This window comes from Luminiphilus sp. nBUS_16 (genome assembly GCF_051201645.1).
In the GTDB taxonomy this organism is placed as follows: Bacteria; Pseudomonadota; Gammaproteobacteria; order Pseudomonadales; family Halieaceae; genus Luminiphilus.
This window is the reverse complement of the sequence record NZ_CP179205.1, coordinates 2442811-2469010: the sequence shown is the minus strand read 5'-3', so window position 1 is coordinate 2469010 and position 26200 is coordinate 2442811. Positions and strand designations below refer to the sequence as shown.

Here is a 26200-nt window from a genome sequence, read left to right as displayed (position 1 = left end):
GATAAATTACATAAGCACCCGTGGTAATGCACCCGCCCTCGATTTTGAAGGGGTATTGTTGGCTGGACTCGCGGCGGACGGCGGGTTGTATGTGCCCGAGCAATTACCACAGTTTTCAAGTGATCAGATAAAGGCAATGCGGGGAATGGATTACCCCTCTCTGGCTTTTGAAATTCTGAAGCCCTTTGTCGAAGGCTCTATTGAGTTTACCGATTTACGTCGGCTAATCGACGAGGCCTATGAAACCTTTCGCCATGACGCCATTGCGCCACTTGTGCAGCTGGACCAAAATCAATGGGTTCTTGAGCTCTTTCATGGGCCTACCCTTGCGTTCAAAGACTTTGCGCTGCAGCTGTTGGGACGGCTCCTAGATCACGTTCTTGAACGGCGGCAAGAGCGCGTTGTGATTATGGGTGCGACCTCGGGGGACACAGGCTCGGCCGCCATCGAGGGGTGCCGACACTGCGAATTTATCGATATTTTTATCCTGCATCCCAACGACCGTGTATCCGAAGTACAGCGGCGTCAGATGACCACGGTACTGGGGGAAAATATCCACAACCTCGCCATTGAGGGTAACTTTGACGATTGTCAGGCAATGGTAAAAGCCAGCTTTGTGGCCGAACCCTTTTTGCCTGATGGACGAGCGTTGGTTGCCGTGAACTCAATAAACTGGGCCAGAATTATGGCGCAGATCGTGTATTACTTTTATGCAGCCCTCGCCCTTGGTGCGCCAGAGAGAACCGTCAATTTCTCGGTGCCTACGGGTAACTTTGGCGATATTTTTGCGGGATATTTGGCTCGCAGTATGGGGCTGCCGATAGATCAGTTGGTGATCGCAACAAATCGTAATGATGTTCTTCATCGTCTGCTGAGCTCTGGAGAATACGCTAAGTTGCAGTTAGAGCAGTCTATGTCTCCGAGTATGGACATTACGGTGTCCTCGAATTTTGAGCGCCTTATGTTCGACCTCTACGATCGCGACGGTGCAATTGTTAATCAGCTAATGGCCGACTTTCAAAAGGGTTCCATTCAACTATCTGTCACAGCCATGTCCAAAGCTCGAGCGCTGTTTAGTAGTTATTGTGTGTCTGATGAGGAGACTTGCGAGGAAATTGCCGCAATCTTTGCGCAATGTGGCTACTTACTCGACCCTCACAGCGCTATTGGAACCCTTGCGGCACGAGCTTGCCAGCGAGATACCACGCAACCCATGGTAACTCTTGCGACCGCTCACCCTGCCAAGTTTCCAGCGGCAATTGAGGCGAGTGGTATTCAACGGGCTCCTGAATTACCCGCGCATTTGTCGGATCTATTTGATCGCGCCGAGCGGTTCACCATACTGCCCAACGACCTTGCCACCGTCCAGCAACACATGGTCAATGGCATTGCTAAGTAATGTTGCCCGCGCTTAAACAGCGCGCCAAGCCGGTAACTCCGGCCATGGCGTCTTCAGGTTTGTCGCCGCTTATGCAGCGTTTGTATGCGAACCGCGGTGTGACGACTCCAGACGAGATCGAACTTGCATTAAAAGGATTACTTCCCCCGCAACAATTACGGGGCGTTGCCGAGGCGGCCGAGCTGCTGGCAGACGCCATCGAGGGTGAGGCTAGAGTTGTAATCGTGGGCGATTTTGACGCCGATGGAGCCACAAGTTCAGCTCTGGCGGTCTCAGTCTTGCGGCAAATGGGGCTGAAGGAAGTCTCTTACCTCGTTCCAAATCGCTTCGAATATGGCTATGGCCTGTCTCCAGAGATCGTGGCTTTGGCAGCGGATCGCGAACCCGATCTTATTGTCACTGTCGATAACGGTATCTCCAGTCTTGCAGGCGTAGCAACGGCGCAGGGCTTGGGAATCAGTGTGCTCATCACCGACCACCATTTACCGGGCGATGAGCTGCCAGCGGCAGATGTCATTGTGAATCCTAATCAGCCCGGGTGTCCGTTTCCCAGCAAGTCTCTCGCTGGGGTGGGTGTCATGTTCTACGTGCTCACGGCTCTGCGGGCCGAACTTCGTAATCGCGAATGGTTTGAGCGCTGCGGTATGGCAATGCCTAATTTGGGTGATGCGCTCGATTTAGTCGCTCTGGGAACCATCGCTGATGTTGTGCCACTTGATCGGAATAATCGTATTTTGGTTGCTGCGGGTCTGGCGCGTATCCGAGCTGGGCGGGGTCGTCCCGGTATTGATGCGCTGCTGGAAGTTGCAGGTCGCAGCGCCGATGAATTGAGCAGCAGTGACCTTGGATTCATTCTTGGCCCGCGTCTCAACGCGGCGGGGCGGCTTGAAGACATGGCTATTGGTATTGAGTGCTTGTTGGCGGAGAGTGCGTTTGAGGCAAGGCCCCTTGCGCAGCAATTGGATGATCTCAATCGCGAGCGACGTGACATAGAAACCAATATGCAAGAGGAGGCGTTGGCCCAACTCAGTGCTTTAGAGGTGGACGATGAGGCGCTTAAGTTTGGGTTGTGTGTGTACAACAAGACTTTTCACCAAGGGGTTGTTGGCATTGTTGCCGCGCGTCTAAGAGAACGATATCACCGTCCCACCATTGTCTTTGCCGATGCGGGCGATGACGAGTTGAAGGGTTCTGGGCGGTCGATTCCCGGGGTACACATCCGTGACGTGTTAGATCATGTGGCGACGATGCATCCAGGTTTGATCGGGAAGTTTGGTGGTCACGCTATGGCCGCGGGCTTGAGTCTGAGTTGTAAGGACTTGGATCAATTTCAGGAGGCCTTTGATACTGCCGTAGCGGTGGCCCTTGAGCACGTTCCTCCGGAGCCCGTTGTAATGACTGATGGTGAGCTAGCACTGGACGAATTAACCCTACACAGCGCTGAAGTGATCGCCGCTGGAGGTCCATGGGGACAGCATTTTCCCGAGCCTGTATTTGAAGGCTGTTTTGCTGTTGTGGGTCAGCGTTTGTTGAAAGAGAAGCACCTCAAATTAACTCTGGAAGCACAGGGGCAAACTTTTGAGGGCATTGCGTTCAATATTGATCGTGAGTGCTGGCCCAACGAGCAGGTGCTGCGGGTGCGTATTGCCTATCAGCCCGATATCAACTCCTTTCGCGGTGAACGCAAATTGCAACTGATGGTCCGAAATCTGTGGCCTGAAACCTGATGGCAGCTTCTTAGCCGATTTGTGCGAGAGGTGGGAGTGGTGTTAGTGGCGCCATGTTCGTGTAAGTAGTGTTGCTTTACCTGTGTGATCCTGCGTCATTTTCTGTGTCGAATTTAAGCGATCGTGGGATTCCGCTATGGCGCTTGAGGTTAGCCTTGGTTAGACTTTGCGCCGTTGACAGCTGATACGCGAGACCCCTGTGGAAGTCGCCCCTATTTTCAATCAGATTAAAGATATTCGCGAGCGTACAGATGTGCTCCGGGGGTACCTTTGACTACGCTGAAAAGAAAGACCGCCTCGCGGAAGTAGAGCTGGAACTGGCAGAGCCCAGCGTTTGGGATGAACCCGAGCGTGCACAGTCTCTCGGCAGAGAGCGTGCCTCCTTAGAGTTAGTTGTAAAAACCATTGATGACCTCGATCGTGGCAGCACCGACTCCCATGATCTCTTAGAAATGGCGGTTGCCGAGGACGATATCGATACCGCCGATATGGTGGCCTCAGATACCAGCGAGTTGATTGCGCAACTGGAAAAGCTCGAGTTTCGTCGCATGTTTTCTGGCGAGATGGACCCTAATAATGCGTATCTCGACGTTCAGTCTGGATCTGGGGGAACGGAGGCTCAGGACTGGACTGAGATGCTGCTCAGAATGTATTTGCGCTGGGGTGAGAGTAAAGGCTTTAAAGCGAGGGTGGTTGAAGCCTCAGCGGGTGAAGTCGCGGGCCTCAAGAGTGCCACGGTACAGTTTGAGGGGGAGTATGCGTTTGGTTGGCTGCGCACCGAGACAGGTGTACACCGACTGGTACGCAAATCACCTTTTGACAGCGGCGGTCGACGTCATACGTCTTTTGCGTCGATTTTTGTTTCTCCTGAAATTGATGACAATATTGAAATTGACATTAACCCCGCTGACCTTCGGGTCGATACCTATCGCTCTTCCGGCGCTGGCGGCCAACACGTGAATACAACCGACTCTGCGGTGCGTATTACCCACGAGCCGACCAATACGGTGGTGAGTTGCCAGACCGAACGTTCCCAGCACCAAAATAAAGACAATGCGATGAAGCAGCTGCGAGCCAAGCTTTATGAGCTTGAGGTGTTGAAGCGCTCCGCAGACAAACAAGCCCTCGAAGACAGCAAGGCTGATATCGGTTGGGGTAGTCAGATCCGTTCCTATGTTTTGGACGATGCGCGTATTAAAGATTTGCGGACGCAGGTTGAAACGCGCAATACCCAAGCCGTGTTGGATGGAGACTTGGATAAATTTATAGAAGCATCCCTCAAAAAGGGATTGTGATGAAACTTCAGGAACAACCCTATGAGTGACTCCGAATTAGCTGAAGCAGGGGGGGCAGACCCCGCAGAAGAAAATAAGTTGATCGCTGAGCGGCGATCGAAATTGGCATCGTTACGTGAGGCTGGAGGACAACCGTTCCCCAACGATTTTCGGCGCACGGCGGAAGCTGAGACGCTTCAGCAAGACTTTAAAGCGATCAGCAAGGAGGACCTTGAAGAAAAGCATGAGGTCTTTGCCGTTGCTGGACGCCTGATTCGTAATCGAGGTGCATTTCTCCTCATTCAGGACGGCTCCTCTAATATTCAGCTCTACATCAATCGAAAAGTGTTAGACGCCGCGACCCTCGAGGCGATTAAGACTTGGGATCTGGGTGACATCGTTGCGGCATCAGGGCCCATTAATCGTAGTGGCAAAGGAGACCTTTATATAAATATGGAGAGTGCGCGTCTTTTGACCAAGGCGCTGCGACCTTTGCCCGACAAGTATCATGGGTTGTCAGATCAAGAAATGCGCTACCGGCAGCGTTATGTCGATCTCATCGTAAACCCGGATAGCCGCGCGGTGTTTCGAATGCGCTCGGCGGCGGTCAGCTTCATCCGTCGCTTTTTAGATGAACGAGGCTTTATGGAGGTAGAAACCCCCATGCTTCACCCTATCCCGGGTGGTGCAGCGGCCAAGCCCTTTGAGACGCACCACAATGCCCTCGATATGCCTATGTACCTGCGTATCGCTCCAGAGCTTTATTTGAAGCGCTTGACCGTTGGCGGCTTTGAAAAGGTGTATGAGATTAATCGCAATTTCCGAAACGAAGGTTTATCTACGCGGCATAATCCCGAGTTTACTATGCTCGAGTTCTACTGGGCCTATGCCGATTACAACGATGCCATGGACCTCACTGAGGCGTTGCTGCAGGAGTTAACGCAAAACCTTTTGGGCACAATGACAGTGCCTTATGGTGATGCGCAGCTTGATTTTTCTCAGCCCTTCGCACGATTGTCAGTGCTTGAGGCAATCCACAAATACAACCCCACAATAACGGCAGAGCAAGTCGCTTCCCGAGAGGCCGCTGCGGCGGTCGCTCATGATCTAGGGATCGAAGTAAAGCCGAGCTGGGGCTTGGGTAAAATACAGATCGAAATATTTGAAGCTACGGCCGAGCATCGGCTGGAACAGCCTACCTTTATTACCGCCTATCCAACCGAAGTGTCGCCACTTGCCCGGCGCAATGATGATGACCCCTTCATCACCGATCGCTTCGAGTTTTTTGTCGGTGGACGCGAGATTGCTAATGGCTTTAGTGAGCTTAATGATCCGGAAGATCAAGCGGAACGCTTCAAAGCGCAGGCCGCAGAAAAAGACAGTGGTGATGAGGAGGCCATGCACTATGATTACGACTATGTGCGGGCGTTGGAGTATGGCATGCCACCTACGGCCGGGGAGGGTATTGGTATCGACCGATTGGTGATGCTTCTCACTGACGCGGCCTCTATTCGCGACGTTTTGCTCTTCCCCCACATGCGACCAGAAGATTAGCACTAGGCGGTGGGTTGAGCGGGTGCTATCCTCGAATCATAAATCTAAGAGCCTGACTGTTGTGCCTCATACCTGCTCACGCTTTCTCATCACTATTTTCGCGACACTCGTCGTTAGCGGCTGTGCGAGCCCCGAATCTGCGGCCCCTGAGCCTCAGCCTGAAGTTTCGGCGGCTGAACTTAACCTCCCGGATCCCCTGGTTGCTGACTGCGATTGCGAAGAGCTGATTGTCGTCGAAGAAAATTATTTTGACCGAGGCGTACGGGCCCTAGCAGCGCGGGATTACGATCAAGCCGCCACTTATTTTGAACGGCACCGTGATTCTGAAAGTTCTGAAGCCCAGCGAGAGGCCGACGTTGGCATCGCTTTCGTGACTTTAATGAGCGAGGCGAGCATCGCTTCAGCCGATAGTGCTGCGAGTGGTGTTGATGAGCGTGCTGAGGTGATGATTTTAGCTTTGGCTGCAGTGCAGACGCTTGAAGGACGCCTCGAGGCACTCGATGCCCTAAATAAGGCAATCTCAGAAGACTTGGAAAAGCGCGAAGAGGCGCTTAAGCGGCTTCGGGATTTAACGCTGGGCCAATAGTCGGAAGCGTCACTGTAAAACAGGATCCTGCATCAGGCGTGCTGGCCAAGCTGATCTCGCCACCTAACATGGTGCAAAAATCCTTCACAATCGAAAGCCCAAGCCCCGTGCCACCGTATTTCGTCCCGGTTGTGGCCTCAGCCTGAACAAAAGTGTCAAAAACTCGCCCCTGTTGTTCGAGGGTCATGCCGATACCGTCATCAGTTACCGTTAACGTGAGTTGGTCATGGCTAATCACTGCAGCCACAACAATAGTACCGTTGTCGGTGAACTTGCAGGCATTGCTGAATAAGTTGGTCACAATTTGCTGCAACTTACCGGGGTCACTGTGCATGGTGTGGCCTTCGGCGCCGGCTAGATTGAGCTCTAGCGTGTTTTTATGCTGCGACAGCAGGGGCGAAAGTGCGTCGCACACCTGCAGGATATGGTCGGCTGGCTGAAAAGACTCCAGATTGATTTGCATTTTTCCGGTTTCAATTTTCGATAAGTCGAGAATCTCGTTGATCAGGCCCAGTAGTTGTCGTCCGGAAACAATAATGGTGCCGAGATCGTGCTGTACCTGTGTCCGGTTAACCTCGCCGGGGTCCCCCAACTCGTCCTGCAGCATTTCGCTGTAACCAATAATCGCGTTGAGCGGTGTTCTCAGCTCATGGCTTACGTTAGCTAGAAACATTGATTTGGCCGCGTTCGCTGCGTCTGCATCAGCTTTCGCACTATTAACCTCCTCAATCGCCGTCGTTAGTTTGCCGGACATGTCATTAAAAGTTCGCGCTAGATCCTGTATCTCCCCTGCGTCACGGTTCTCATCGATGCGATAACTTAAGTCACCTGAACCAAAACGCTGTACCCCTGTTTTTAGGCGCAGCAAGCTGGAGTTTGTGGATCGAATGAGCAAAATAACAAGCAACATAGTCACCGCAATGGTGGTTATAAAACCGATGACCGTAATCTGATCTGTCAGGGTGATAGTGCCGTCAATCGTGCGTGAACGCTCGATGGCAAGGGCTTCTTGGCGCTGGTCCAATTCATCGAGCTTTTGCCGACTGTCGTTGTATTGAATGGGTGACTCTACCGCTGACTGACTGCCTGGGCGGTTGTAGTCGTTGTAAAAGTACTGCCACTCGTCGAGAAGCTGTGAGGCACTGTCAAAGAGTCGGCGGTAGTAGTCTTCGGTTGACTCCCCCCCTAATGCGCCCAACTTACCCAGCCGTTGACGCAGACTATCGAGTTCTGCCGTCGCCGTTTCGCGCTCAGCGTCCCCAAGAGGTTCGTCTGTCGTTTCTCTAAGTGTCGCCAAAACCAGGATTTGCTGCCGGGCTGTTTCCAAGCCCTGTTGCAAATCGTTAACAAGCTGTGCCGCTATTGCGGCGTCGCGGTAGGCGACCAAGCTTTCACTGCGCGCAAAACTCCCCCAAAGATGGGTGGCCACGTTCACGACAAACAGCGTCAAAATCGCCACTGAAAATAGGTATAAGCGGGCTCTTAGACTTAGGGATGTTTGAGAGAGCTTCATGTTTTCAGCAAACTCTTTATTTTGATTAGTAGCTCGGGAAAGTCGATGGGCTTGGTTGCGTAATCTTGGCAACCCGATGCCAGTGCCTGCTGGCGATCACTCTCCATTGCATGTGCCGTGAGGGCGATGATGGGTATGTCTTGAATGTTAGAATCTGAGCTAGCTTCTTTAGCAACTGTCCAGCCGTCTTTAACTGGAAGGTTTATGTCTAAGAGCACCAGGGCGGGTTTTATATCGCGCATTTTATCCAGGGCTTCCTGTCCATCTGCGGCACAATCGAGCGTGTATCCCACCCGCTGCAGTCGCCGCTGGAGCATTTCACGATTGACTTCGTTATCCTCCACCAACAGCAGACGCTGGCTTGTATCCTCTGTCATTGCTGTTCTCCCAATACGGCGTACACCTTTAGCTCTTCCTCAATACCTTTCACTGATAAGGCGCGAGAGTCACCGAATTGATAGTCCCCTTCAAGCTTCTCATGGGTGGTTTGTGAAATAAGGATCTCTCGGGAATCGGCAACATCTTCAATTCGTGAAGTCACGTTCATAGCATGGCCGACAAAACCATATTTTGAGCGTCTTTCACTGCCAATATTTCCAGCGACCACTGAGCCTGTGTTGAGAGCAATGGCCATTTCAACCTCGGGTAAATCATCAGCAATATTCGCCGCGTTAATGTCTGCCATCGCGTCCTGCATAGCCAGGGCACAGCGAACGGCTCGATCTGGGTCATCGTCATTGCGCCGCGGTGCGCCAAACACCGCCAATACGGCATCCCCTAAGAACTCATCAATAGTGCCGCCAAATTCAAGGATGATTTCGGTCATACGACCGAGGTAGCGATTGAGTAGCGTGACGACCTGCTGCGGTGGAAGGTGTTCCACCAGCGTTGTGAATCCCCGAATATCGGACATCATGATCGTAACTTCTCGCAGGTCCCCGCCAAGTTCGAGCCCCTCGGGTCGTTCTAGGATCTCATCAACAATATCGTCGGATAGGTAGCGACCAAAGGTGGCTCTAATAAATTGCTCTCGTCGTTCCAGCTGCTCGCGGTAGAGCTCTTCGCGATCATGCCAGCGTTTCCGTTCTATGCCCGCAGATATTCTCGCCTGCAATAAGACAGGATTAAAAGGTTTCAGCAAGTAGTCGTCTGCACCGGCTTCAATGCAGCCGACGATTTGATCCATATCTTGCTGTCCGCTGATCATCACGACGGGTGTAGCGCGCAGGCGCTCGTCCTCTTTGAGGCGCTTGAGAACCTCAGCGCCGCCGATGCCCGGCATGACGAGATCAAGCAAGACGACGTCGACCCCCATAGTATCGAGTAGCTCAAGGGCTTCCTCTCCCGATTCAGCAGAAATAACGGTGTGGCCGGTTTTTTGCAGCAATCGCGATACCAGCTCCCGATTTTCAGGCAGGTCGTCAACAGCGAGTATCACTCCGGGTTCGTCGCTGGGGAGTAGGGTCACTGAGGGGGTTTTTGTGGGTGAGTGAGGTTCGGACGTAGGCTCGGTTTTGGCTGCGGCTAATATTTGAAGCAGATGAGCTCTTACAGCTGAGGGCAGTGTTTCGCTGTCTTCCAGCAACATTTCCGAGTAGCCGCGAATTGCGCCGATGATATTACGTCGGTCATGACGAGCTTCGGAGGATGCTATACCGACCTTTTCCTGCAGTTTTTGGCTGGCTCTGATGAGGGAAACTAGATCATTTTTTACCACTTCGCTGGTTATTACAGGGTCGTAATACCGTTGTGGTCCCAGCTCTGCGACGGCAGCAAGGACTTTCAGTGCCCAGGGATCTTCAGTAATGGAGCTCTCAGCCACCGTGCCACCTCGTTTTGGTGAACTCATTTCACGTCACATAGTAAAGCTAGCGGCATTTCATTGCATTCCCGCGTCTTAGGGATGGTGGATTGCCTACTTTTTGCGGTAATATTGCAACATTAAGCAGCTTTCAAGGAAAGAATATCAATGCTGAATCAAGTGGAAATTTTTCACGGGCTCAACGACGGCGAGCTTCAAGCGCTGGAAAGCAGTTCTAGCACACGCTCGTTTCCCAAAAACACCGTCGTGATTCATGAGAACGATCCTGCTGATTCACTTTTTGTGATTGAAAGTGGCAAGGTCAAAGTTTATTGCTCCGATAAAAACGGCAAAGAATTTATTATGAATACGCTAGGCGCTGGAGATTACTTCGGTGAGCTGGCTCTGCTTGATGACTCAACACGCTCCGCTTCAGTTCGCACCGTTGAGAAGTGTGAATTTCGCGTCGTCATGAAGGAAGACTTCAATGGTGTTCTCGACGAGCATCCTAATATCGCGCGACAGCTGATCAGCAATTTGGCAGGCCGAGTCCGCAAGCTAACGGCCGATGTAAAGAGCCTGGCCTTGCAAGATGTCTATGGCAGAGTAGCCAACGTGCTGATGGATCTGTCTGAAGAGCGCGGTGACGGCACGCTGTACATTCCCGAGAAACTCACGCAGCAAGACATCGCTGATCGTGTGGGAGCGTCACGGGAAATGGTGGCCCGTATTCTTAAAGATCTGACGATCGGAGAATACATTCGCTTTGAGGGTCGGCATATTATTATCAATACTCGGCTACCCGCTAAGTATTGATGTCGGTCTAGTCTGACGCTCTATTTTTTTGGGGTGTCAACAGCGATCACTTCAGCTGCAAGTTCGCCTTTTGCTAACCGTATTCGCACCTCTGTTTGAGGGGGTGCCTTTTCTGCGTTGCGAATAATTTGGCCATCAGGCCCTGTGACCAGCGCGTAACCTCTCGCCAAAGTATTCTCTGGCCCTAAGGTACGAATTATCTGTTCCTGTTGCTCTAAACTTCCTCTAAATCTGCGCATGCTGCCTTGAATCAGCTGCTGCAATTCGCGCTTGCGTTGCGCGAGTAGCGACGTCTGATGCTCGATACCCGTTCGTGGGTGGCGCGACTGAACCTGCTTGTTTAGGTTCGTCAGCGCCGAGCGCTGCAGTCTTAGCCGATTTCCCATTAGTAAAGAGAGCTGCTGCTTGCGGCTTTCGAGTAATTGGCGTTGCTGTCTCAAGGTGGTGCCCGGGTGACGCAAACGCGCTCGCCAATGCCCCAAGACTGAGCGTTCCTGCTTAAGGCGTCTAGCCATGAGGCCTTGCAGAATACGTTGCGCATCATCGAGGCGCTGGCTCCATTCAGATTGGTCAAGACTGACCAGTTCGGCGGCAGCAGAGGGGGTTGCAGCGCGCTGGTCTGCCACAAAGTCTGAGATGCTGAAATCGACTTCATGACCTACCGCCGAGACGATGGGGAGCTTTGAGTTTGCGATGGCCCTCGCGAGGGCTTCGTCATTAAACGCCCACAAGTCTTCGGCAGAGCCTCCGCCACGACCAACAATCAACACATCGAGGGGCAGGAGTTGCTGCTGATGCAAGGCATTGGCCTGATCAACGGCTTGAACTAATGCCTCTGGGGCATCTGCGCCCTGGACAGGAACTGGAAACAGGAAAACTTCCGTCATTGGGCTTCGACGCTCTAGAACCGCAAGAATGTCATGAAGTGCTGCGCCGCTCCCTGAGGTGATGACGCCAATACGCCGGGCAGTATTGGGGACCGGCTGCTTGCGCTCGACGGCAAAAAGCCCTTCTTCGAAAAGTTTGGCCTTCAGTTGTTCAAAGGCCTGCTGCAGTGCGCCGTCGCCTGCAGGCTGTATGTGTTGCGCAATGAGCTGAAATTCCCCGCGGTTGGTATACAGGCTCACTCTAGCCCTAACCTGAACGCGATCGCCTCTGCTGGGCTTAAAGCGGAGTTTGGCATTGGCCGAGCGGAACATCGCGCAGCGCACCTGTGATTCGCTATCTTTAAGGGTGAAATACCAGTGTCCTGAGCTCGCGGCGGTGAAGTCGCTGATTTCACCCTCGACATCGACACGGGCAAAGTGGCCCTCCAGCAGGCTTTTTGCCCGTTGGGTGAGCTCGCTGACGCTAATAGTCGTCGATTTTTCGTTGATATCGATCAAAGTTCTTATGCTCGACCTTATTTACCGAGTTTGGCTGCAAACGTTATACTACCCTGTTTACCAGACACCGGACCCAAAACCCCGGTTGCTATCGAGGATTTTATGCTGCGAATCGCCCAGGAAGCACTGACATTTGATGATGTACTCCTGCAGCCGGGTTACTCAGAGGTAACGGCGAAGGATGTGTCCCTTGCGACCCACCTGACCCGCAACATTGCCATGAATATTCCCCTGTTGTCAGCTGCCATGGATACCGTGACCGAAGCGCGTTTAGCTATTGCGCTGGCTCAGGATGGTGGGGTGGGTATCATCCATAAAAATATGACCGTAGCCGAGCAGGCTGACGAGGTTAGGCGCGTCAAGAAATATGAGAGTGGGGTGGTTAAAGACCCTATTACCATTCAGGAAAGCGCCACTATTAATGAGTTATACGAGCTCACTCGTGCCAACGGTATATCAGGCGTGCCTGTACTGCGTGGGAGCGATCTGGTGGGCATTGTGACGCGCAGGGATGTGCGTTTTGAGACCGATCTGACCAAACCCATCTCCGCGATTATGACCCCACGCGATCGATTGGTAACGGTTCGTGAGGGTGCGCCCTCTGATGAAGTTCAGCAACTTTTGCATCAGCACCGTATTGAAAAAATCTTAGTGGTGAACGATGACTTTGACCTTTGCGGCATGATTACCGTCAAGGACTTCGACAAAGCCGAAAGCTTCCCTCTGGCTTGTAAGGATCATTTAGGGCGTTTGCGCGTGGGCGCTTCTGTAGGCACCAGTCCCGATACGGATGAGCGTATTGATGCGTTGGTGGCTGCAGGTGTCGATGTGCTGGTGGTCGATACGGCTCACGGCCACTCAAAGAATGTGATCGAACGGGTTCGGCTGATTAAAGAGCAGTATCGCGGCGTTGATGTTATCGGCGGCAACATTGCGACCGGTGAGGCGGCCTTGGCCCTTTATGAAGCCGGTGCTGACGGAGTGAAAGTGGGCATAGGCCCCGGCTCGATTTGTACAACACGAATTGTCACCGGCACGGGGGTTCCGCAAATCACCGCCATCTCTAATGTTGCCGAGGCATTGGGCGATCGTGACATTCCCATTATCGCGGATGGCGGCGTTCGTTTTTCTGGAGATATTGCAAAAGCGATCGTGGCTGGCGGGCATGCTGTCATGATGGGCTCAATGTTTGCCGGTACCGAAGAGGCGCCGGGTGAGGTAGAGCTTTATCAGGGCCGAACCTACAAGGCCTACCGTGGCATGGGCTCGATTGGGGCCATGGCGCAAAAACAAGGTTCCTCTGATCGGTATTTCCAAGACTCCAGTGTGGGTGCCGAGAAGCTCGTACCTGAGGGTATTGAAGGTCGCGTGCCTTACAAAGGTCCTGTTTCCCAGATTATTCAGCAGCTCATGGGCGGTGTGCGCTCAGCCATGGGTTATGCGGGCTGTGCCACCATTCCTGATATGCGCACCCGTCCTACCTTTGTTCGTGTGACGACAGCTGGCATGTCAGAGTCGCACGTGCATGACGTCTCCATTACCAAAGAAGCACCCAATTACCCTGTTCGTTAAACGGTTCTGACATCGAGGCTTTTGTGACTGCAGATATTCATCAGCACCGCATTCTTATATTAGATTTTGGTTCGCAATACACGCAGCTGATCGCACGACGTGTACGTGAAGCTGGGGTGTATAGCGAGATTTATGCTTGGGATATCACTGAGGCTGATATCCGCGCCTTTAATCCCAGCGGTATTGTGCTGTCGGGTGGCCCCGAGTCGGTGACCGAGGCTGACTCTCCCAGAGCGCCTGAGGTGGTGTTTGAACTGGACGTGCCGGTATTGGGCATTTGCTACGGCATGCAAACCATGGCCGTGCAAATGGGTGGGGAAGTTCAAGGCTCAGACACGTCAGAATTCGGCTATGCCCAAATACGTCGCAGCGCAGACGGTGGGCTTCTTCAAGACATTAGCGATCATCAAGATAACAGCGGTCAAGCACTGCTCGATGTCTGGATGAGCCACGGTGACAAGGTCGTTTCTTTACCGCCCAATTTCCAGTGTATTGCTGAAACCGACAGTTGCCCCATTGCCGGTATGGCTCATAACGCCAAGCCATGGTTTGGTATTCAGTTTCATCCTGAAGTGACTCACACGGCGCAAGGCGAGCGAATCTTTGAGCATTTTGTCTTGGAGATTTGTGGCTGTGAGGCGCTTTGGACCCCCGCAAATATTGTCGAGGACGCGATTCAGCGTGTGCGTGCGCAGGTCGGTACCGATCGCGTACTACTGGGGTTGTCGGGCGGTGTCGATTCTTCCGTTGTGGCTGCAATGTTGCATCGTGCTATTGGTGATCAGCTCACTTGTGTGTTTGTAGATAACGGCTTGTTACGCCTCGACGAGGGCGAACAGGTAATGGCTATGTTTGCGCAAAACATGGGGGTGCGTGTGATCCGCGCCAATGCCGAAGCGCGTTTTTTAGGAAAGCTGAAAGGGGTGAGTGATCCCGAGGCTAAGCGCAAAGCTATTGGTAATACTTTTATTGAAGTCTTTGATGAAGAAGCGACGAAAATTACCGATGTGAAGTGGCTTGCTCAGGGCACAATTTACCCCGATGTGATTGAGTCGGCTGGGTCAAAAACTGGCAAGGCTCACGTGATCAAATCACACCACAATGTAGGTGGCCTCCCTGACGACATGGCCCTCGAACTCGTGGAGCCCTTGCGGGAATTGTTTAAAGATGAAGTACGTCGCATTGGGCTAGAGCTGGGCTTACCTAAAGACATGGTCTTCCGCCATCCATTCCCTGGGCCCGGTCTCGGTGTGCGCATTCTCGGTGAGGTGAAAAAAGAATACGCCGATTTGTTGCGCCAGGCCGATGCGATTTTCATCGAAGAGTTGCACCGGTCGGGGTGGTACGACAAAACCAGTCAAGCTTTTGCGGTTTTTCTGCCTGTGAAATCTGTGGGAGTAGTGGGCGATGGTCGCCGCTATGAATACGTTATCGCCATTCGTGCAGTGCAAACCGTTGATTTCATGACCGCGCGCTGGGCACACCTGCCTTATGAGTTACTCGAGGTAGTTTCCAATCGCATCATCAATGAGATCTCCGGTATCTCGAGAGTCACCTACGATATTTCAGGAAAGCCGCCGGCCACTATTGAGTGGGAATAAAGTGAATAAAATCAATAACTTAGTAAATATTGAGTGGGAATGAAAAGGAGAAATTAATATGAAAAAAATTATGATTAGTCAATCGATCATGTGGGCAGCAGCTATCCTTGTTGTTTCGATAGTTGATGAAAAACAGTTTGCTATTTTAATGCTTGTCATATTAGCAACAGTTTCTTTAATGAATTTAGGAAAAGAAAAATGAAATTGCGTTACAAAATCCTAAATGGAGCAATTGCATTAACCCTCGTTACTGTTTCTACCCTAGCAGTCACACTTGCCTATACAAAAAATTGTGAGTCGCCAGTCATAAGAGAGATTAATAATCCCATGAAGGCCATAATTTACCGCTGTTATGGAGGACCTGAGGTGCTTGAGCAGTCCGTTATTGAAATCCCTGAGCCACTTGCACATCAAATTTTAGTGCGAGTTAAGGCCGCCGCGGTAAACCCAGTGGATTGGCATTACATGCGCGGCTCACCCTATATTATGCGCCTGATGACTGGAATCGGTGCGCCGAATGATCAGAGAATTGGCACTGATTTTGCTGGCATAGTTGAAAAAGTTGGTAGCGATGTAACTAAATTTAAAATTGGTGATGCTGTGTTTGGCGGTGGTGGCGGTCCATTTGCTGAGTATGTTTTGGCCAATGCCAGCAAATCAGTGGCCCACAAACCTACAGATGTTTCGTTTGAGCAGTCAGCAGCCATGCCGATTGCAGCCTTAACAGCATTGCAAGCTTTGCGTGACAAGGGCCAACTAGAGCCTGGGCAAAAAGTTTTAATTAATGGAGCATCTGGGGGCGTTGGTACATATGCAGTACAAATTGCTAAGTCATTTGGTGCTGAAGTACATGGCGTATCCAGCGGACGAAATATCGAGATGGTTACTTTATTGGGTGCTGACCATATGTTCAATTATAAAACTGAGAGCTATATCGAATCAGATGAGCGATATGATTTGATTGTTGACATGATTAGCAATCACTCAATATCTGATAACCTTAAGGTTTTAAAGAAGCAGGGAAGAATGGTTATCGTCGGTGGAGGCAAAGGTAACTGGATTGGCCCGCTTATACCCTCCATTAAAGCAGTCATTATGAATAATTTTGTTGACCAGGAGCTACAACAATTTGTTGCCCAATTTAACAGTAAAGATCTCGAATCCTTAGCTGAGTTGATGCGTCAGGGTCAGCTAAGTTCTGTGATTGATCGTCGGTATTCGCTTGATGAAATTCAAGACGCAATAAACTATTCTGAATCAGGTCGTACAAGAGGCAAGATTATTATAACTATTTCAAAATAATAACTAGGCTAACCATACTCAATTACCTGCGATTTTGAACGCCTCAAAACTTGTTTATACCTTTTTCGGTTCCCGCTACTTTGGCGTTCCTTTGGCGTCAAATTTCCTCAAAGTCTCCGTGCCGACCTAAACCGCCGGTGAATCGAGCCGCGCCATCGAAGCCTTCATTACTCACTGCAGCCAGACCATTGGCCCATTCAATTTTCAGCGCCTCTCGCACGGTTAGGCCATGGGTTTCGACGATCGAACGGCGGTCGGCCAGCATGGCTTGTTGAGGGAATTTGGCGATCTCATGCGCCATGGCTTCAGCGGCCTGAAGCGCCTCACCCTCGGGAACCACTCTTTCACACAGGCCAATACTGTAGCATTCACCGGCCGGTACTTTGCGGCCTGTCATGGCGATTTCCAGTGCTTTTCCTTGACCTATAAGGCGTGGCAAGCGAACGGCCCCTCCATCTTGAAGCGGAATGCCCCAGCGTCGGCAAAAAACACCAAAGTAGGCAGCCTCCGACATCACCCTGATGTCACACCACATCGCCAGCTCCATGCCCCCTGCAACTGCCGGCCCCTCTACGGCTGCAATGACAGGCTTTGTTAACTCCATTCGGGTGGGTCCTAGGCTGCCGCGTGGTGCCGGCGCTGACCCGATGGGAAAATCAAATTCTCGTATGTTCGCGCGCTCGTCTGCTGACATTGAAGCAGCGTACTTGAGGTCCCATCCGGCGCAAAAACTTCCACCGGCTCCCCACAGCACTCCAACTCTGGCATCGCTTTTTTCAAAAGCCTCGAAAGCCTCAACTAGCGCATCAGCAGAGTCAGGATCCATGGCATTTTTGGCTTCTGGTCGATCGTGAATTATCGTCCAAACGTTGGAGTTTTTTTCGATCCTAACAGCCATAATTTCTTCCTTTAAATCGGCATCTTTATCTGACGGGGCGTGCGCATAATCAATGCAAAGTATCGAAATGTCATATTTTTAGGAAGATTTTTTATGCGGGTGATGCATGCTTTTAGCGTCAAGCCCGAATTTTTATGTCTAAATATCAATGTGAATCAGAAATTATCGAGTCATGGCTTACGCCCTTGGTTCGCGCGTCGTACTTGACAGGGGGTGTCGGTCAGAGCTTCCATAACCAGACAAAAGGCTGTTCGTCGGCGCAAAGGTGCGTGTCTTTGATAATCTGCGGTACAGCAACGCTCAATTGAGGAGTGATGACATTGAAAGCGATCAGTATCGTCGTAGTAGCTCTATTAGTTCTCACTTCAATCATTATCTATCAGCGCGCTAACATCCTCATTTATTCAATGACCTCAACGGAATTACCCCAGCTACTCGATCCGCGTGATGAGGGAGAAGGGGCTGTTTGGTTCGATGATTACTACACGATTCACAAAATCGATGAGAGAACATTTGCGATAGGTGAGACGAGGTATTACCAGCTTAACTTTAATTACTTGATATTGGGTGACAGCAGGGCTGTTGTTTTCGATGCGGGTACCGGTCAGCGCAATATTGGTGCGGTTGTTGCGAGCCTAACGGATCTTCCGATAACGTTTATCCCTTCACACTTACATTACGATCATATTGGCAATGATGTGGTCTTTGATCGCACGGCACTTGTGGACCTGCCACACCTGAGAGCGCGTGCGGAAAATAACAAGTTACAGCTGACCCGATTTGAGCACTTGGGTGAGGTGGAGGGCTATCCACTGCCTGAATTGACGGTAAGTGAATGGTTTGCTCCCAATGAAACGATCGACTTGGGTGGTCGCTCTCTGAGGGTTCTGTATACGCCGGGGCATACGCAGGATTCTATTTCGCTGCTCGATGAAGAAGCACGCTATTTATTTGCCGGGGATTTTTTGTATCCGGGACAACTGTATGGCTTTCTTCCAAACAGCAATATGGGAGATTATTTACAGGGTGCGCGAACCATTGGGTCCGCGAGTGGCGTTGAACTTCGCGTATTTGGGGCACATAGAGATGACGCTTTGGGCGTTCCTGAGCTCACTTTTGAAACAGTTGTTCAGCTGCAGGATGCTCTGAATGCTATTCAGTCGGGTGCATTAAAATCTAATGGAATTTATCCGGTCGCTTATGCCGTAAGTGAGCGTGTTCAGCTCCTCGCAGAGCCAAAGTGGTTACAGAAGTGGAAGCCTACCTATCCCGAGCTAAACGTGAATAAAAAGTCAGATTAAAAACCGCGAAAAGGTCGCGTTTAACCGGTGAGTGGGTGTCAGAACTGCTTAGGACACTGGGCGGTATAGGCGGCTTGGGGAACACATATAAAAAACAGAGATCTGACTTTTGGCATCAACGCTTGTGGCACTAGCCTGATTTCCAATACATAGGAGAAGCTGAATGGGTCGTATCGCAGGGTGTAAAGCTTTTTTGGTTGGCGCTGCGTTGTTGGCTGGCTCTCAGGTCAGTGGCGCCACTTTAACCGTCGTCATCAGTGACGTTCGCTCGGACGTCGGTGCGCTTAACATCGCGATTTATGACAACAAAAATGATTGGCTGGGCAGCAGTATGGTGCATAAGCGTAGCCTGACCGTGCTAGAACATAAGGTGGGTGGCGTGGTTACGACAAGCTTTGAAGTTGAACCCGGAGAATACGCGATCTCTGTTCATCATGATGACAACGATAACGGCAAGATGGACACCAATTTCATCGGTATACCCAAAGAGCCCACAGGCTTGTCCAACGGTGCTGTCCCCAAGTTTGGGCCCCCAAAGTATAAAGACGCCGCGTTTCGTGTGGGTGACGAGGATCTTGAAATGCCTATTAAATTACTCGACTAGGCAGTGGAGTTCATTAATGGCGTCACTAGCTCGTTTGAAGCCTATTGGCGTGTTTGCTGTCGTTACAGCGTTTTCATGCGTGATGAGACACTAAAGTGACTTGTACTGGCTTGATAGGCGCGCAAGCTCAGAGCCAAAAAACATGTTCTGGGAAGAAAAGAATTCAGTTGTTCTAAAGCTCCAGAAATGCGCTCTGTGAAGCCGTGAGGTGTTAATATAAGCACATGTTTCGAGTACGCCGTTGTCGAGAGAAAATGAAACCCCTGATGCCAATTACGTTCTACCCGGAACCAGACCCCAAGGCGTTTATTTCAAAGCTTTTTCAAATTTTTATGGTAGTTGTGCTGTGTTGCAGCGGCGCGTTGCTGGCTGACGACAGCATCCAAAACTCGGCTGTTATCAGCAAGGAGGCGCTTCTCCTTCAGCATCCAAAATTTCAAGAAGATTTTGATCAATACGAAGTACTTGAGGACGCCGCCAAGATACCCGCTGATGTCAGCGTGCTGATCTTTTTTGGAACCTGGTGTCACGACAGCCAGCGTGAGGTTCCTCGAATGCTGAAGATTTTGGAGGCTGTTGGCCTACCTGAAGCTCATATAAAAATGGTCACTCTGGATTTTTCTAAAACAGACCCGGGGGGGCTCGCCGTAGCCAATGGCGTTGAGTTTACCCCCACCTTTATTTTTTTTCGGCAACAAGAAGAGATTGGCAGAATTATAGAAAAGCCTGCCAAAACCCTCGAAGAAGCAATGGTTGAGTTGCTGAGTGAATGATTGGTAAGTCGGCCGTCTGTGCTGAGAAGTTTTTAACACGCCGTGGTAATACGCTGCATCATCTCGCGCTGCCAGCTTCTTAGTTGGTAAAGCCGTTCGAACATTGAGCTGGAGAGTTTTTAAAAGTGTCTCAAGAAAATAGCACGTCGCAATTTCAAGGAAAGACCGCAATTATCAGCGGAGGAGCCGAGGGTATTGGTCTGTCTATTGCAAAGGCCTTAGGCGAGCAACAGATGAACGTTGTCCTTGCAGATATCGATAGAGACAACCTAGAGCGCGCACGATTAGAGCTGCAGTCACTGGGGGTTTCAGTGCTGGCTGTGTCTTTGGACGTGGCCGATGAAGGGCAGTGGCAATCAGCTGCCGAGGCGGCTGTAGAGCGCTTTGGCAACATTCATATGGTGGTGAACAATGCTGGCGTGGGTGGTGATTCAGGGCCGATAGAAAGTCAGGAGAAAGAGGGGTGGCAGTGGGCGCTAGACGTTAACCTAATGGGCGTGGTCTACGGTGCTAAGGTTGTGGTGCCCCTGATTAAGGAGCACGGTGAGGGCGGATGGATTGTCAATGTCGCGTCAATGGCGGGAATGGGCGGCGTCCCCTACAGTGGCGCCTACAACGCGACCAAGGCGGCCGTTGTTGCCTTGTCTGAGGCTTGGTCTGAAGAGTTGAAGTCGAAGAGCATACATGTGGCCGTGTTGTGCCCGGCGTTTGTTCAGACACGTATCTACGATTCAGAAAGAAATCGCCCGGCGCAATATAAATCCAAAACGCTGAGTCCCGGCGATGAAAGCAGCTTCTCAAAAAGGGCGCGGGAAATGGTTCAAAACGGCATTGATGTGGATCTTGTCGGCAAGCGAGTTGTTGAGGCGCTGAATGAGGGTGAGCTCTACATTTTCACCCACCCTAACTATCGTCCTGTGACGCAATATCGATCGGCGCGAATTGATGAGGCCTTTGTTAATGCTGGCAAAAGTCCCTTGCTACAACACCTAGTGGATCAAAAGCTCGATATGTTGTGAGGTAAGGCTGTGAGAGCGCTGCTCACCGTCGGCCACAAAATATGTAGACAGGCTGCGATCATAGGCATGATTGGCACACGGTATCAGCAATAGTTTTTCCAGCGGGGTGAAAGCCCTGTGTGTGAATGCACTGTGCAGTCCGGCAGTGTTGAGTTCGCCAATGCTTATCCCACTTGGCTATCTTTGGATATCGACTGCATAAGTTCTTTGTTTTCAGTGCTCCATTTACACAGCGATTCCATTACCGGCATAAAGGATCTCCCGAAGTCAGTCAGCGAGTATTCAACCTTCGGTGGAATCACTTCATAGACTTTTCGATGGATTAAACAGTCGCGTTCCATTTCGCGCAGCTGTTTGGTCAGCATTTGTTGCGTTATCGGGGCGAGAATTCGCTTCAGTTCACCAAAGCGCACCGGTTCTTGCCGAAGGTTATAGATGATCGCTATCTTCCACTTGCCGCCGATTAGGCTCAGGGCGGTGCTCACAGGGCTTTTGCATTCGCTCATGGTGTTCACTTTTTTTACGGTATGAATTTATTGCCTACTTGAAAAAAAATACTAACAACCAATATCATACCTCAAGTTTGGTAACCGCCCAATACAGACATCATTTTTAGCACCTGCCACCTAAGAGAGAGACTCCATGTCAGCGAATAGCTCAAGAGAAATACGTTCTACAGTCACCAGTGAAGGGACATTAGAACTGTCCATCGCAGTTCAAGAGCGCCCTGTCCCGGGTGACAATGAGGTGCTTCTAGAAGTCGGGGCAGCCCCGATTAACCCCTCCGACCTTGCCCTGTTGATTAGCTTTGCCGCTAACCTAGACACACTGTCGGTCTCTGGCTCGGGTGATCAAACCGTGACTTCTATGGAATTGCACCCAGCGATGATGGGTGCGCTGAAGCCCCGCATGGGTGAATCTATGCCGGTGGGGAACGAAGGTGGTGGCGTTGTTGTTGACGCAGGTGTCAATGCCAAGCATCTGATCGGCAAAACTGTTGGGGCCGCTGGTGGCGCTATGTATAGCGAATACCGCTGCTTGCCAGCACAGAGCTGTCTGGTAATGAACGAAGGCACCACCCCAACTGAAGCGGCGTCTTCCTTTGTAAACCCACTGACTGCTTTGGCCTTTATTGAAACCATGCGGTTGGAAAATCACAGCGCGATTCTCAACACCGCTGCGGCCTCAAACCTTGGCCAAATGCTTGTGAAGATTTGCCAGGAAGATGGGGTCCCCCTCATTAACGTAGTGAGAAAGCCTGAACAGGTAGAAGTGCTTAAAAAGTTGGGAGCAGAATACATTTGCGATACCAGTGCCGATAGTTTTATGGCTGATCTCGTGGATGCACTGGTTGCAACGGGCGCTACTTTGGGCTTCGACGCTACCGGTGGTGGTAATGGCGGAAAGCTGCCGGGCCAAATACTGGCGGCCATGGAGATTGCAGCCAATAAGACTGCCAAGGAGTACAGCCGCTACGGGTCCGATGTCTATAAGCAGGTGTACATCTACGGTGGTCTAGACATGTCGCCTACTATTTTGAACCGCTCCTTTGGTTTGCAGTGGGGTTTAGGAGGTTGGCTGTTAACGCCAATGATTGGTCGTATCGGCATGGAGAGGTTCCAGCAAATGCGTGAGCGCGTGGCGCGTGATATCAACACGACCTTTGCCAGCCATTACACGCAGGAAATTTCTCTGGCAGAAATGATGCAGCCGGAAATCATTCGAGGCTATGCCAAGCAAGCGACGGGTGAGAAGTATTTGGTAAATCCCAATAAATAGTGTGGTTGACCCCCTCTGGGCATGACCACCTCGGTGGGGGAGCAGGGAAGGTGGTCATGGGTAGACTGGGTTTGCTAGTCAGTTGTAGCATTAGCAACTTATCTAAAATACCTTCCCAGTCACGACGTACATTCTTATGAAAAAAGAAGAAGATAGTCGAGAAAAAAGCCTGCAAGCGTTGACGGCTATATTTCAGCGCGGGGATTTCGGTCTCGCGATAACAGAGGCCAAAAAAGTAATAAAAGATCACCAGAGTGCAACCGCCGTTAACATCCTGGCACTAGCGCATAAGCGTCTGGGCGAAATTGATCGGTCAGTTGAGATTTATGAAAACCTTCTGATCAACAACCCAAGCAACACCATGTTTTTAGCAAATTTAGGCAATATTTATTCCGATCAAGGGCGCCTAACAGAGGCCCAAGAGCTTTTCGAAAAAGTTTTGAGTGTTGATGCCAATCACATTAACGCCTACTTAGGGTTGGGCAACGTCTATGTCATGCAAGCTAAAAATGATTTGGCCCTCCGACTCTATGAAAAGATGCAGAGTGAGGTGAGAGACATACCTGCAGAGCAGCTCCAAAAAATTAACTACAGAGTAGCCGAGATTTACAGGAAGGGTGGCGAGGAACATTTCGATGCCGCTATTAAGCATTACGGGCTGAGTAATCAGCGCCTTAGCATGTCACATCGTTTGGAGTGCATTTACCGATCGAAAAACAAGGCAGTCTATGAGAAAGAGGCGGCGGCGCTGTCTGAATTGGGGCACATTGACCCACTAATAGCGGCAGTTCAAACCCACGCGTCGATCCGCTATGGTTTTCAGGACAGAAATGCGTTTTGCACCGATTCATTTCGCTTCATCAGCCATTCAAAGCTTTCCGCCTCTGAAGGGTTTGACCGCGGCTTAACAGATAGGTTACTCACCCTTGCACATGAGCTTGAATCCTCACCGCAGGCTTTAATTAATAAGGGTGGCCAGTCAGCCGGTAATTTATTCCTACTGAATGACCCAGCTATTAGCAAGATCAAGGCTATTATCGAGTCGAGAATTGCGCATTACAGAGAAAAATATCAGCAGTTTGATGCCGGACTGATATCGAAATGGCCACCGCAGACGACCCTGCATGGCTGGTTCATTGATTTAAAAAAGGGCGGAAGCTTGGGTTCGCATATGCACAAAGAGGGGTGGCTGAGCGGCAGCCTTTACCTGAAGCTTAGCAAGCCAGAGGGGGCTAGCGAGGGGAATATTATTTTTGATCTTGATGGAGGAAATTACCCTGCCGACGACAGAGATTTTCCGAGCAAAGAGCTCGATATTGAAGAGGGTGATATTGTTCTTTTTCCTTCCTCGATTTTCCACAAAACTGTACCGTTTAGCGCCACAGAACGGAGAGTGACACTCGCTTTTGATGTCAAACCCGACCTTTTAGTTCGTGCTTGAGATTCTTTTTGTTTACACGCTTACAAAATAATGACCGATTGTGCTTTGTATTTCAGTGGATAAGCGCGAGCGGCTTACTCGCAGTGTCGCTCGATTTTGCTGAGACTCGTCCAAAAGCGCATTTGGCCTTGAGTCGCGAAAACGATAATTGATAACTATGCCGCCGCTATGCTGCTTGGTCCGCTGGCAATGCTTAAATTTACATTGGATACTGATCATGCAGAAACGAACTGGCCTTAGAGATGGTGTTTAAGAGTCCTCCTGAAAAGCTTAGGGCAGAATATTTATCTTTGATTAAAACGGAGGAAAATCATTTTGAGGCGTTATACGAGGTTGCCAGCGACCCGTTAATTTGGGAGCAGCATCCGGCTCAAAATCGCTGGAGGCGAGAGGTTTTTGCCGCGTTTTTTGCGGATGGACTGAGTAATGATCTTGGCTGCTATACCATTGTGAACAGCGAATCTCAGGCTGTTATTGGTTCCACACGATTTTACGCCCACGACCCCTTAGATGCTTCGATTCGGTTGGGTTACACATTTCTTGCCAAAAAGTACTGGGGCACCGGAGCCAACCAATTGATAAAAACAGCGCTGCTCGATTATTGTTTTCAGTTTGTTGACTCAGTTTACTTCGACATTGGCGCATCAAACTGGCGGTCTATTAAGGCCACCGAAAAATTGGGTGCGGTTTTTTGGCAGCAGGCGGAAGAAGGAAAATCTGTATATGTACTGTCGCGAGCAGCATTTCGCGTGCGGCGGCCATTACTCGTCACTATTTAACTGGTTTGTGCCGAAGGAAAACCTGCGCACAAAAACTGGCGAGTCAGATGGGGTTTTGGCTCAAGCCAAAATTGTTACGCGGCCCTGAGCTGAGAAGCGTCGTTGTGAAGGACGTCATTTTTGACGCGTGTTCTCACGACTATGGCTTTTTGATCGCACTCAATCTTGCTGTAACCGTATTGTCTGGGCAGGTGTGGCAAGTTCAACGCCAGTCTGTTTTAAGCGGTCTTGGAGTGATTGGTTGATTGCATACTTAAAGTAAAAGTACTGCGCGGTTGGTACCCAAATTCTGCCAGTGATTTCGACGCCCAAGCCACTGAGTTGGCTTACCCCAAAAAGAGCCCTGATGTCATTACCAAGGCCTTCGAGGGCTTGAACCGCTCGAAGACTGTCGTCAAGGACGCCTTGAATATTGCTATTCGAACGGATGACGAAGTGAGTTTCCACTAGTGACATCGCGCCGGAGTTGTGAATAATTTCGCCGACGATGTGCCGGTTGGGGATGGTGATCCGCACATCATCTTCATCGACCAAGATAGTGGTAGACAGCGTTATGTCCTGAACGATCCCACTCACACCTTGTACGAGAACCGTATCACCCACCACAAAGGGGCGGGTCAGGATGATATTGAGTCCCGCCCCATAGTTTGAGAGCAGCCCTTGCAGCGCTAGGCCGGCACCCAGAGATAAGGCACCAATTGCCGCGACAAAAGGCGTCACGCTGATCCCAAGATTACCCAAGGCAATGATCCCTACCATGAGAATAAACAGCAGCTTTACAACGTTCGCTATAAACTTGCTGAGGGTGACGTCGAGGCCTTTTGATTGACAAAATTTAAATAGCCAGTTTGACACTTTACTGGCTATGACAATTCCGGCGACGAAGATGAGGATCGCACCGACGATTTGAAAGCTGTAGTTAATGAGGAACGTGACGACCAGATCGTAGATTGCAGAGGCTTGTGCTAATTCTTCTTCCATGTTGAAGGTCTCCATTACCGCCTTATTCCATTAGGCTAAGCGGTTCAGTCGAAGCTCAAGCGTAAAAACGGTGAGAGCCTAAAACCGCCTCTACA

At 50.8% G+C, this 26200-nt stretch carries 24 protein-coding genes; 17 read left to right on the top strand and 7 right to left on the bottom strand.

Going from position 1 to position 26200, the window contains the following annotated elements; translation table 11 throughout:
• The first annotated feature begins 1 nt into the window (after position 1).
• The 5 genes from thrC (at position 2) to ACMAY6_RS10885 (ending at position 6540) form a co-directional block, all read left to right on the top strand.
• Positions 2-1399: a threonine synthase gene (gene thrC, locus ACMAY6_RS10905; protein WP_435215997.1), complete on the top strand. Its 1398-nt coding sequence runs from the start codon at positions 2-4 to the stop codon at positions 1397-1399.
• Complete coding sequence (recJ, locus tag ACMAY6_RS10900; RefSeq protein WP_435211780.1) at positions 1399-3126, top strand: single-stranded-DNA-specific exonuclease RecJ; 1728 nt, start codon at positions 1399-1401, stop codon at positions 3124-3126. Before thrC ends, recJ begins: the two co-directional genes overlap by 1 nt.
• A 199-nt stretch (positions 3127-3325) precedes the next feature.
• Positions 3326-4421 (top strand): peptide chain release factor 2 gene (prfB, locus tag ACMAY6_RS10895; protein ID WP_435211778.1). Its coding sequence is split into 2 segments (ribosomal slippage): positions 3326-3397 and positions 3399-4421, totalling 1095 coding nucleotides; the frame shifts between segments, so codons are not numbered across the junction.
• Between the two features lie 21 nt (positions 4422-4442).
• Positions 4443-5954, top strand: a complete 1512-nt coding sequence (gene lysS / locus ACMAY6_RS10890) for a lysine--tRNA ligase (RefSeq protein ID WP_435211776.1) — start codon at positions 4443-4445, stop codon at positions 5952-5954.
• A gap of 61 nt (positions 5955-6015) precedes the next feature.
• Positions 6016-6540 carry a hypothetical protein gene (locus ACMAY6_RS10885; RefSeq protein WP_435211774.1) on the top strand — a complete coding sequence of 175 codons (525 nt, stop codon included), beginning with the start codon at positions 6016-6018 and terminating at the stop codon, positions 6538-6540.
• Here the strand turns inward: ACMAY6_RS10885 and ACMAY6_RS10880 are convergent.
• From ACMAY6_RS10880 to ACMAY6_RS10870, 3 genes are read right to left on the bottom strand one after another with little or no spacing between them, the layout of a single operon-like run.
• Complete coding sequence (locus tag ACMAY6_RS10880; protein ID WP_435211772.1) at positions 6506-8053, bottom strand: ATP-binding protein; 1548 nt, start codon at positions 8051-8053, stop codon at positions 6506-6508. The two genes, ACMAY6_RS10885 and ACMAY6_RS10880, sit on opposite strands and share 35 nt — an antisense overlap.
• Entirely contained in the window at positions 8050-8430 is a 381-nt protein-coding gene (locus ACMAY6_RS10875; RefSeq protein ID WP_435211770.1) for a response regulator, read from the bottom strand. The genes ACMAY6_RS10880 and ACMAY6_RS10875 overlap by 4 nt, the downstream gene beginning before the upstream one ends.
• Positions 8427-9902, bottom strand: coding sequence for an adenylate/guanylate cyclase domain-containing protein (locus ACMAY6_RS10870; protein WP_435211768.1), 1476 nt, complete (start codon positions 9900-9902; stop codon positions 8427-8429). Before ACMAY6_RS10870 ends, ACMAY6_RS10875 begins: the two co-directional genes overlap by 4 nt.
• A gap of 120 nt (positions 9903-10022) precedes the next feature.
• Here ACMAY6_RS10870 and ACMAY6_RS10865 point away from each other — a divergent pair, with 120 nt between their 5' ends.
• Positions 10023-10670, top strand: coding sequence for a Crp/Fnr family transcriptional regulator (locus ACMAY6_RS10865; protein ID WP_435211767.1), 648 nt, complete (start codon positions 10023-10025; stop codon positions 10668-10670).
• A 20-nt stretch (positions 10671-10690) separates the two neighbouring features.
• On the opposite strand, the gene xseA is transcribed toward ACMAY6_RS10865, so the two are convergent.
• Positions 10691-12055: an exodeoxyribonuclease VII large subunit gene (gene xseA, locus ACMAY6_RS10860; protein WP_435211765.1), complete on the bottom strand. Its 1365-nt coding sequence runs from the start codon at positions 12053-12055 to the stop codon at positions 10691-10693.
• 102 nt (positions 12056-12157) lie between these two features.
• On the opposite strand from xseA, the gene guaB reads away from it, so the two are divergent.
• Genes guaB through ACMAY6_RS10840 form a run of 4 tightly spaced genes read left to right on the top strand, consistent with a single transcriptional unit; the run spans position 12158 to position 16530 of the window.
• Positions 12158-13627: an IMP dehydrogenase gene (guaB, locus tag ACMAY6_RS10855; protein WP_435211763.1), complete on the top strand. Its 1470-nt coding sequence runs from the start codon at positions 12158-12160 to the stop codon at positions 13625-13627.
• Between the two features lie 23 nt (positions 13628-13650).
• Positions 13651-15228 carry a glutamine-hydrolyzing GMP synthase gene (gene guaA / locus ACMAY6_RS10850; RefSeq protein ID WP_435211761.1) on the top strand — a complete coding sequence of 526 codons (1578 nt, stop codon included), beginning with the start codon at positions 13651-13653 and terminating at the stop codon, positions 15226-15228.
• Positions 15229-15286: 58 nt separating this feature from the next.
• Entirely contained in the window at positions 15287-15430 is a 144-nt protein-coding gene (locus ACMAY6_RS10845) for a hypothetical protein (RefSeq protein WP_435211760.1), read from the top strand.
• The gene (locus ACMAY6_RS10840; RefSeq protein WP_435211758.1) at positions 15427-16530 is read left to right on the top strand and encodes an NAD(P)-dependent alcohol dehydrogenase; all 1104 of its coding nucleotides are present in this window, start codon (positions 15427-15429) and stop codon (positions 16528-16530) included. Before ACMAY6_RS10845 ends, ACMAY6_RS10840 begins: the two co-directional genes overlap by 4 nt.
• Positions 16531-16627: 97 nt before the next feature.
• On the opposite strand, the gene ACMAY6_RS10835 is transcribed toward ACMAY6_RS10840, so the two are convergent.
• Positions 16628-17428, bottom strand: a complete 801-nt coding sequence (locus ACMAY6_RS10835; RefSeq protein WP_435211757.1) for a crotonase/enoyl-CoA hydratase family protein — start codon at positions 17426-17428, stop codon at positions 16628-16630.
• Positions 17429-17748: 320 nt separating this feature from the next.
• Between ACMAY6_RS10835 and ACMAY6_RS10830 the strand changes: the two genes are divergently transcribed.
• The 4 genes from ACMAY6_RS10830 to ACMAY6_RS10815 all read left to right on the top strand — a co-directional run bounded on the left by ACMAY6_RS10830 (position 17749) and on the right by ACMAY6_RS10815 (position 21125).
• Positions 17749-18729, top strand: a complete 981-nt coding sequence (locus tag ACMAY6_RS10830; RefSeq protein ID WP_435211755.1) for an MBL fold metallo-hydrolase — start codon at positions 17749-17751, stop codon at positions 18727-18729.
• A 163-nt stretch (positions 18730-18892) separates the two neighbouring features.
• Positions 18893-19333 carry a DUF2141 domain-containing protein gene (locus ACMAY6_RS10825; RefSeq protein WP_435211753.1) on the top strand — a complete coding sequence of 147 codons (441 nt, stop codon included), beginning with the start codon at positions 18893-18895 and terminating at the stop codon, positions 19331-19333.
• 266 nt (positions 19334-19599) lie between these two features.
• Entirely contained in the window at positions 19600-20106 is a 507-nt protein-coding gene (locus tag ACMAY6_RS10820; RefSeq protein ID WP_435211751.1) for a thioredoxin family protein, read from the top strand.
• 125 nt (positions 20107-20231) lie between these two features.
• Positions 20232-21125, top strand: a complete 894-nt coding sequence (locus tag ACMAY6_RS10815) for an SDR family NAD(P)-dependent oxidoreductase (protein WP_435211749.1) — start codon at positions 20232-20234, stop codon at positions 21123-21125.
• 164 nt (positions 21126-21289) lie between these two features.
• Here the strand turns inward: ACMAY6_RS10815 and ACMAY6_RS10810 are convergent, their stop codons facing one another.
• Positions 21290-21631: a winged helix-turn-helix transcriptional regulator gene (locus ACMAY6_RS10810; RefSeq protein WP_435211747.1), complete on the bottom strand. Its 342-nt coding sequence runs from the start codon at positions 21629-21631 to the stop codon at positions 21290-21292.
• Between the two features lie 136 nt (positions 21632-21767).
• Between ACMAY6_RS10810 and ACMAY6_RS10805 the strand changes: the two genes are divergently transcribed.
• The 3 genes from ACMAY6_RS10805 to ACMAY6_RS10795 all read left to right on the top strand — a co-directional run bounded on the left by ACMAY6_RS10805 (position 21768) and on the right by ACMAY6_RS10795 (position 25124).
• The gene (locus ACMAY6_RS10805; protein ID WP_435211745.1) at positions 21768-22904 is read left to right on the top strand and encodes an NADH oxidase; all 1137 of its coding nucleotides are present in this window, start codon (positions 21768-21770) and stop codon (positions 22902-22904) included.
• A 136-nt stretch (positions 22905-23040) separates the two neighbouring features.
• Positions 23041-24345 carry a 2OG-Fe(II) oxygenase family protein gene (locus tag ACMAY6_RS10800; protein ID WP_435211743.1) on the top strand — a complete coding sequence of 435 codons (1305 nt, stop codon included), beginning with the start codon at positions 23041-23043 and terminating at the stop codon, positions 24343-24345.
• Positions 24346-24635: 290 nt separating this feature from the next.
• A complete protein-coding gene (locus tag ACMAY6_RS10795; RefSeq protein WP_435211742.1) occupies positions 24636-25124 on the top strand; it encodes a GNAT family N-acetyltransferase in 489 nt (162 codons plus the stop codon).
• A gap of 159 nt (positions 25125-25283) precedes the next feature.
• Here ACMAY6_RS10795 and ACMAY6_RS10790 read toward each other — a convergent pair whose 3' ends face one another.
• The gene (locus ACMAY6_RS10790) at positions 25284-26105 is read right to left on the bottom strand and encodes a mechanosensitive ion channel family protein (RefSeq protein ID WP_435211741.1); all 822 of its coding nucleotides are present in this window, start codon (positions 26103-26105) and stop codon (positions 25284-25286) included.
• Positions 26106-26200 lie beyond the last annotated feature (95 nt).

Bases quoted from the DNA above. Each gene is read 5' to 3' on its own strand.
- recJ (WP_435211780.1), top strand. From the start codon at position 1,399: ATGTTGCCCGCGCTTAAACAGCGCGCCAAGCCGGTAACTCCGGCCATG.
- lysS (WP_435211776.1), top strand. From the start codon at position 4,443: ATGAGTGACTCCGAATTAGCTGAAGCAGGGGGGGCAGACCCCGCAGAA.
- ACMAY6_RS10880 (WP_435211772.1), bottom strand. From the start codon at position 8,053: ATGAAGCTCTCTCAAACATCCCTAAGTCTAAGAGCCCGCTTATACCTA.
- ACMAY6_RS10875 (WP_435211770.1), bottom strand. From the start codon at position 8,430: ATGACAGAGGATACAAGCCAGCGTCTGCTGTTGGTGGAGGATAACGAA.
- ACMAY6_RS10870 (WP_435211768.1), bottom strand. From the start codon at position 9,902: ATGAGTTCACCAAAACGAGGTGGCACGGTGGCTGAGAGCTCCATTACT.
- ACMAY6_RS10865 (WP_435211767.1), top strand. From the start codon at position 10,023: ATGCTGAATCAAGTGGAAATTTTTCACGGGCTCAACGACGGCGAGCTT.
- guaB (WP_435211763.1), top strand. From the start codon at position 12,158: ATGCTGCGAATCGCCCAGGAAGCACTGACATTTGATGATGTACTCCTG.
- ACMAY6_RS10845 (WP_435211760.1), top strand. From the start codon at position 15,287: ATGAAAAAAATTATGATTAGTCAATCGATCATGTGGGCAGCAGCTATC.
- ACMAY6_RS10840 (WP_435211758.1), top strand. From the start codon at position 15,427: ATGAAATTGCGTTACAAAATCCTAAATGGAGCAATTGCATTAACCCTC.
- ACMAY6_RS10835 (WP_435211757.1), bottom strand. From the start codon at position 17,428: ATGGCTGTTAGGATCGAAAAAAACTCCAACGTTTGGACGATAATTCAC.
- ACMAY6_RS10825 (WP_435211753.1), top strand. From the start codon at position 18,893: ATGGGTCGTATCGCAGGGTGTAAAGCTTTTTTGGTTGGCGCTGCGTTG.
- ACMAY6_RS10820 (WP_435211751.1), top strand. From the start codon at position 19,600: ATGCCAATTACGTTCTACCCGGAACCAGACCCCAAGGCGTTTATTTCA.
- ACMAY6_RS10810 (WP_435211747.1), bottom strand. From the start codon at position 21,631: ATGAGCGAATGCAAAAGCCCTGTGAGCACCGCCCTGAGCCTAATCGGC.
- ACMAY6_RS10805 (WP_435211745.1), top strand. From the start codon at position 21,768: ATGTCAGCGAATAGCTCAAGAGAAATACGTTCTACAGTCACCAGTGAA.
- ACMAY6_RS10800 (WP_435211743.1), top strand. From the start codon at position 23,041: ATGAAAAAAGAAGAAGATAGTCGAGAAAAAAGCCTGCAAGCGTTGACG.
- ACMAY6_RS10790 (WP_435211741.1), bottom strand. From the start codon at position 26,105: ATGGAAGAAGAATTAGCACAAGCCTCTGCAATCTACGATCTGGTCGTC.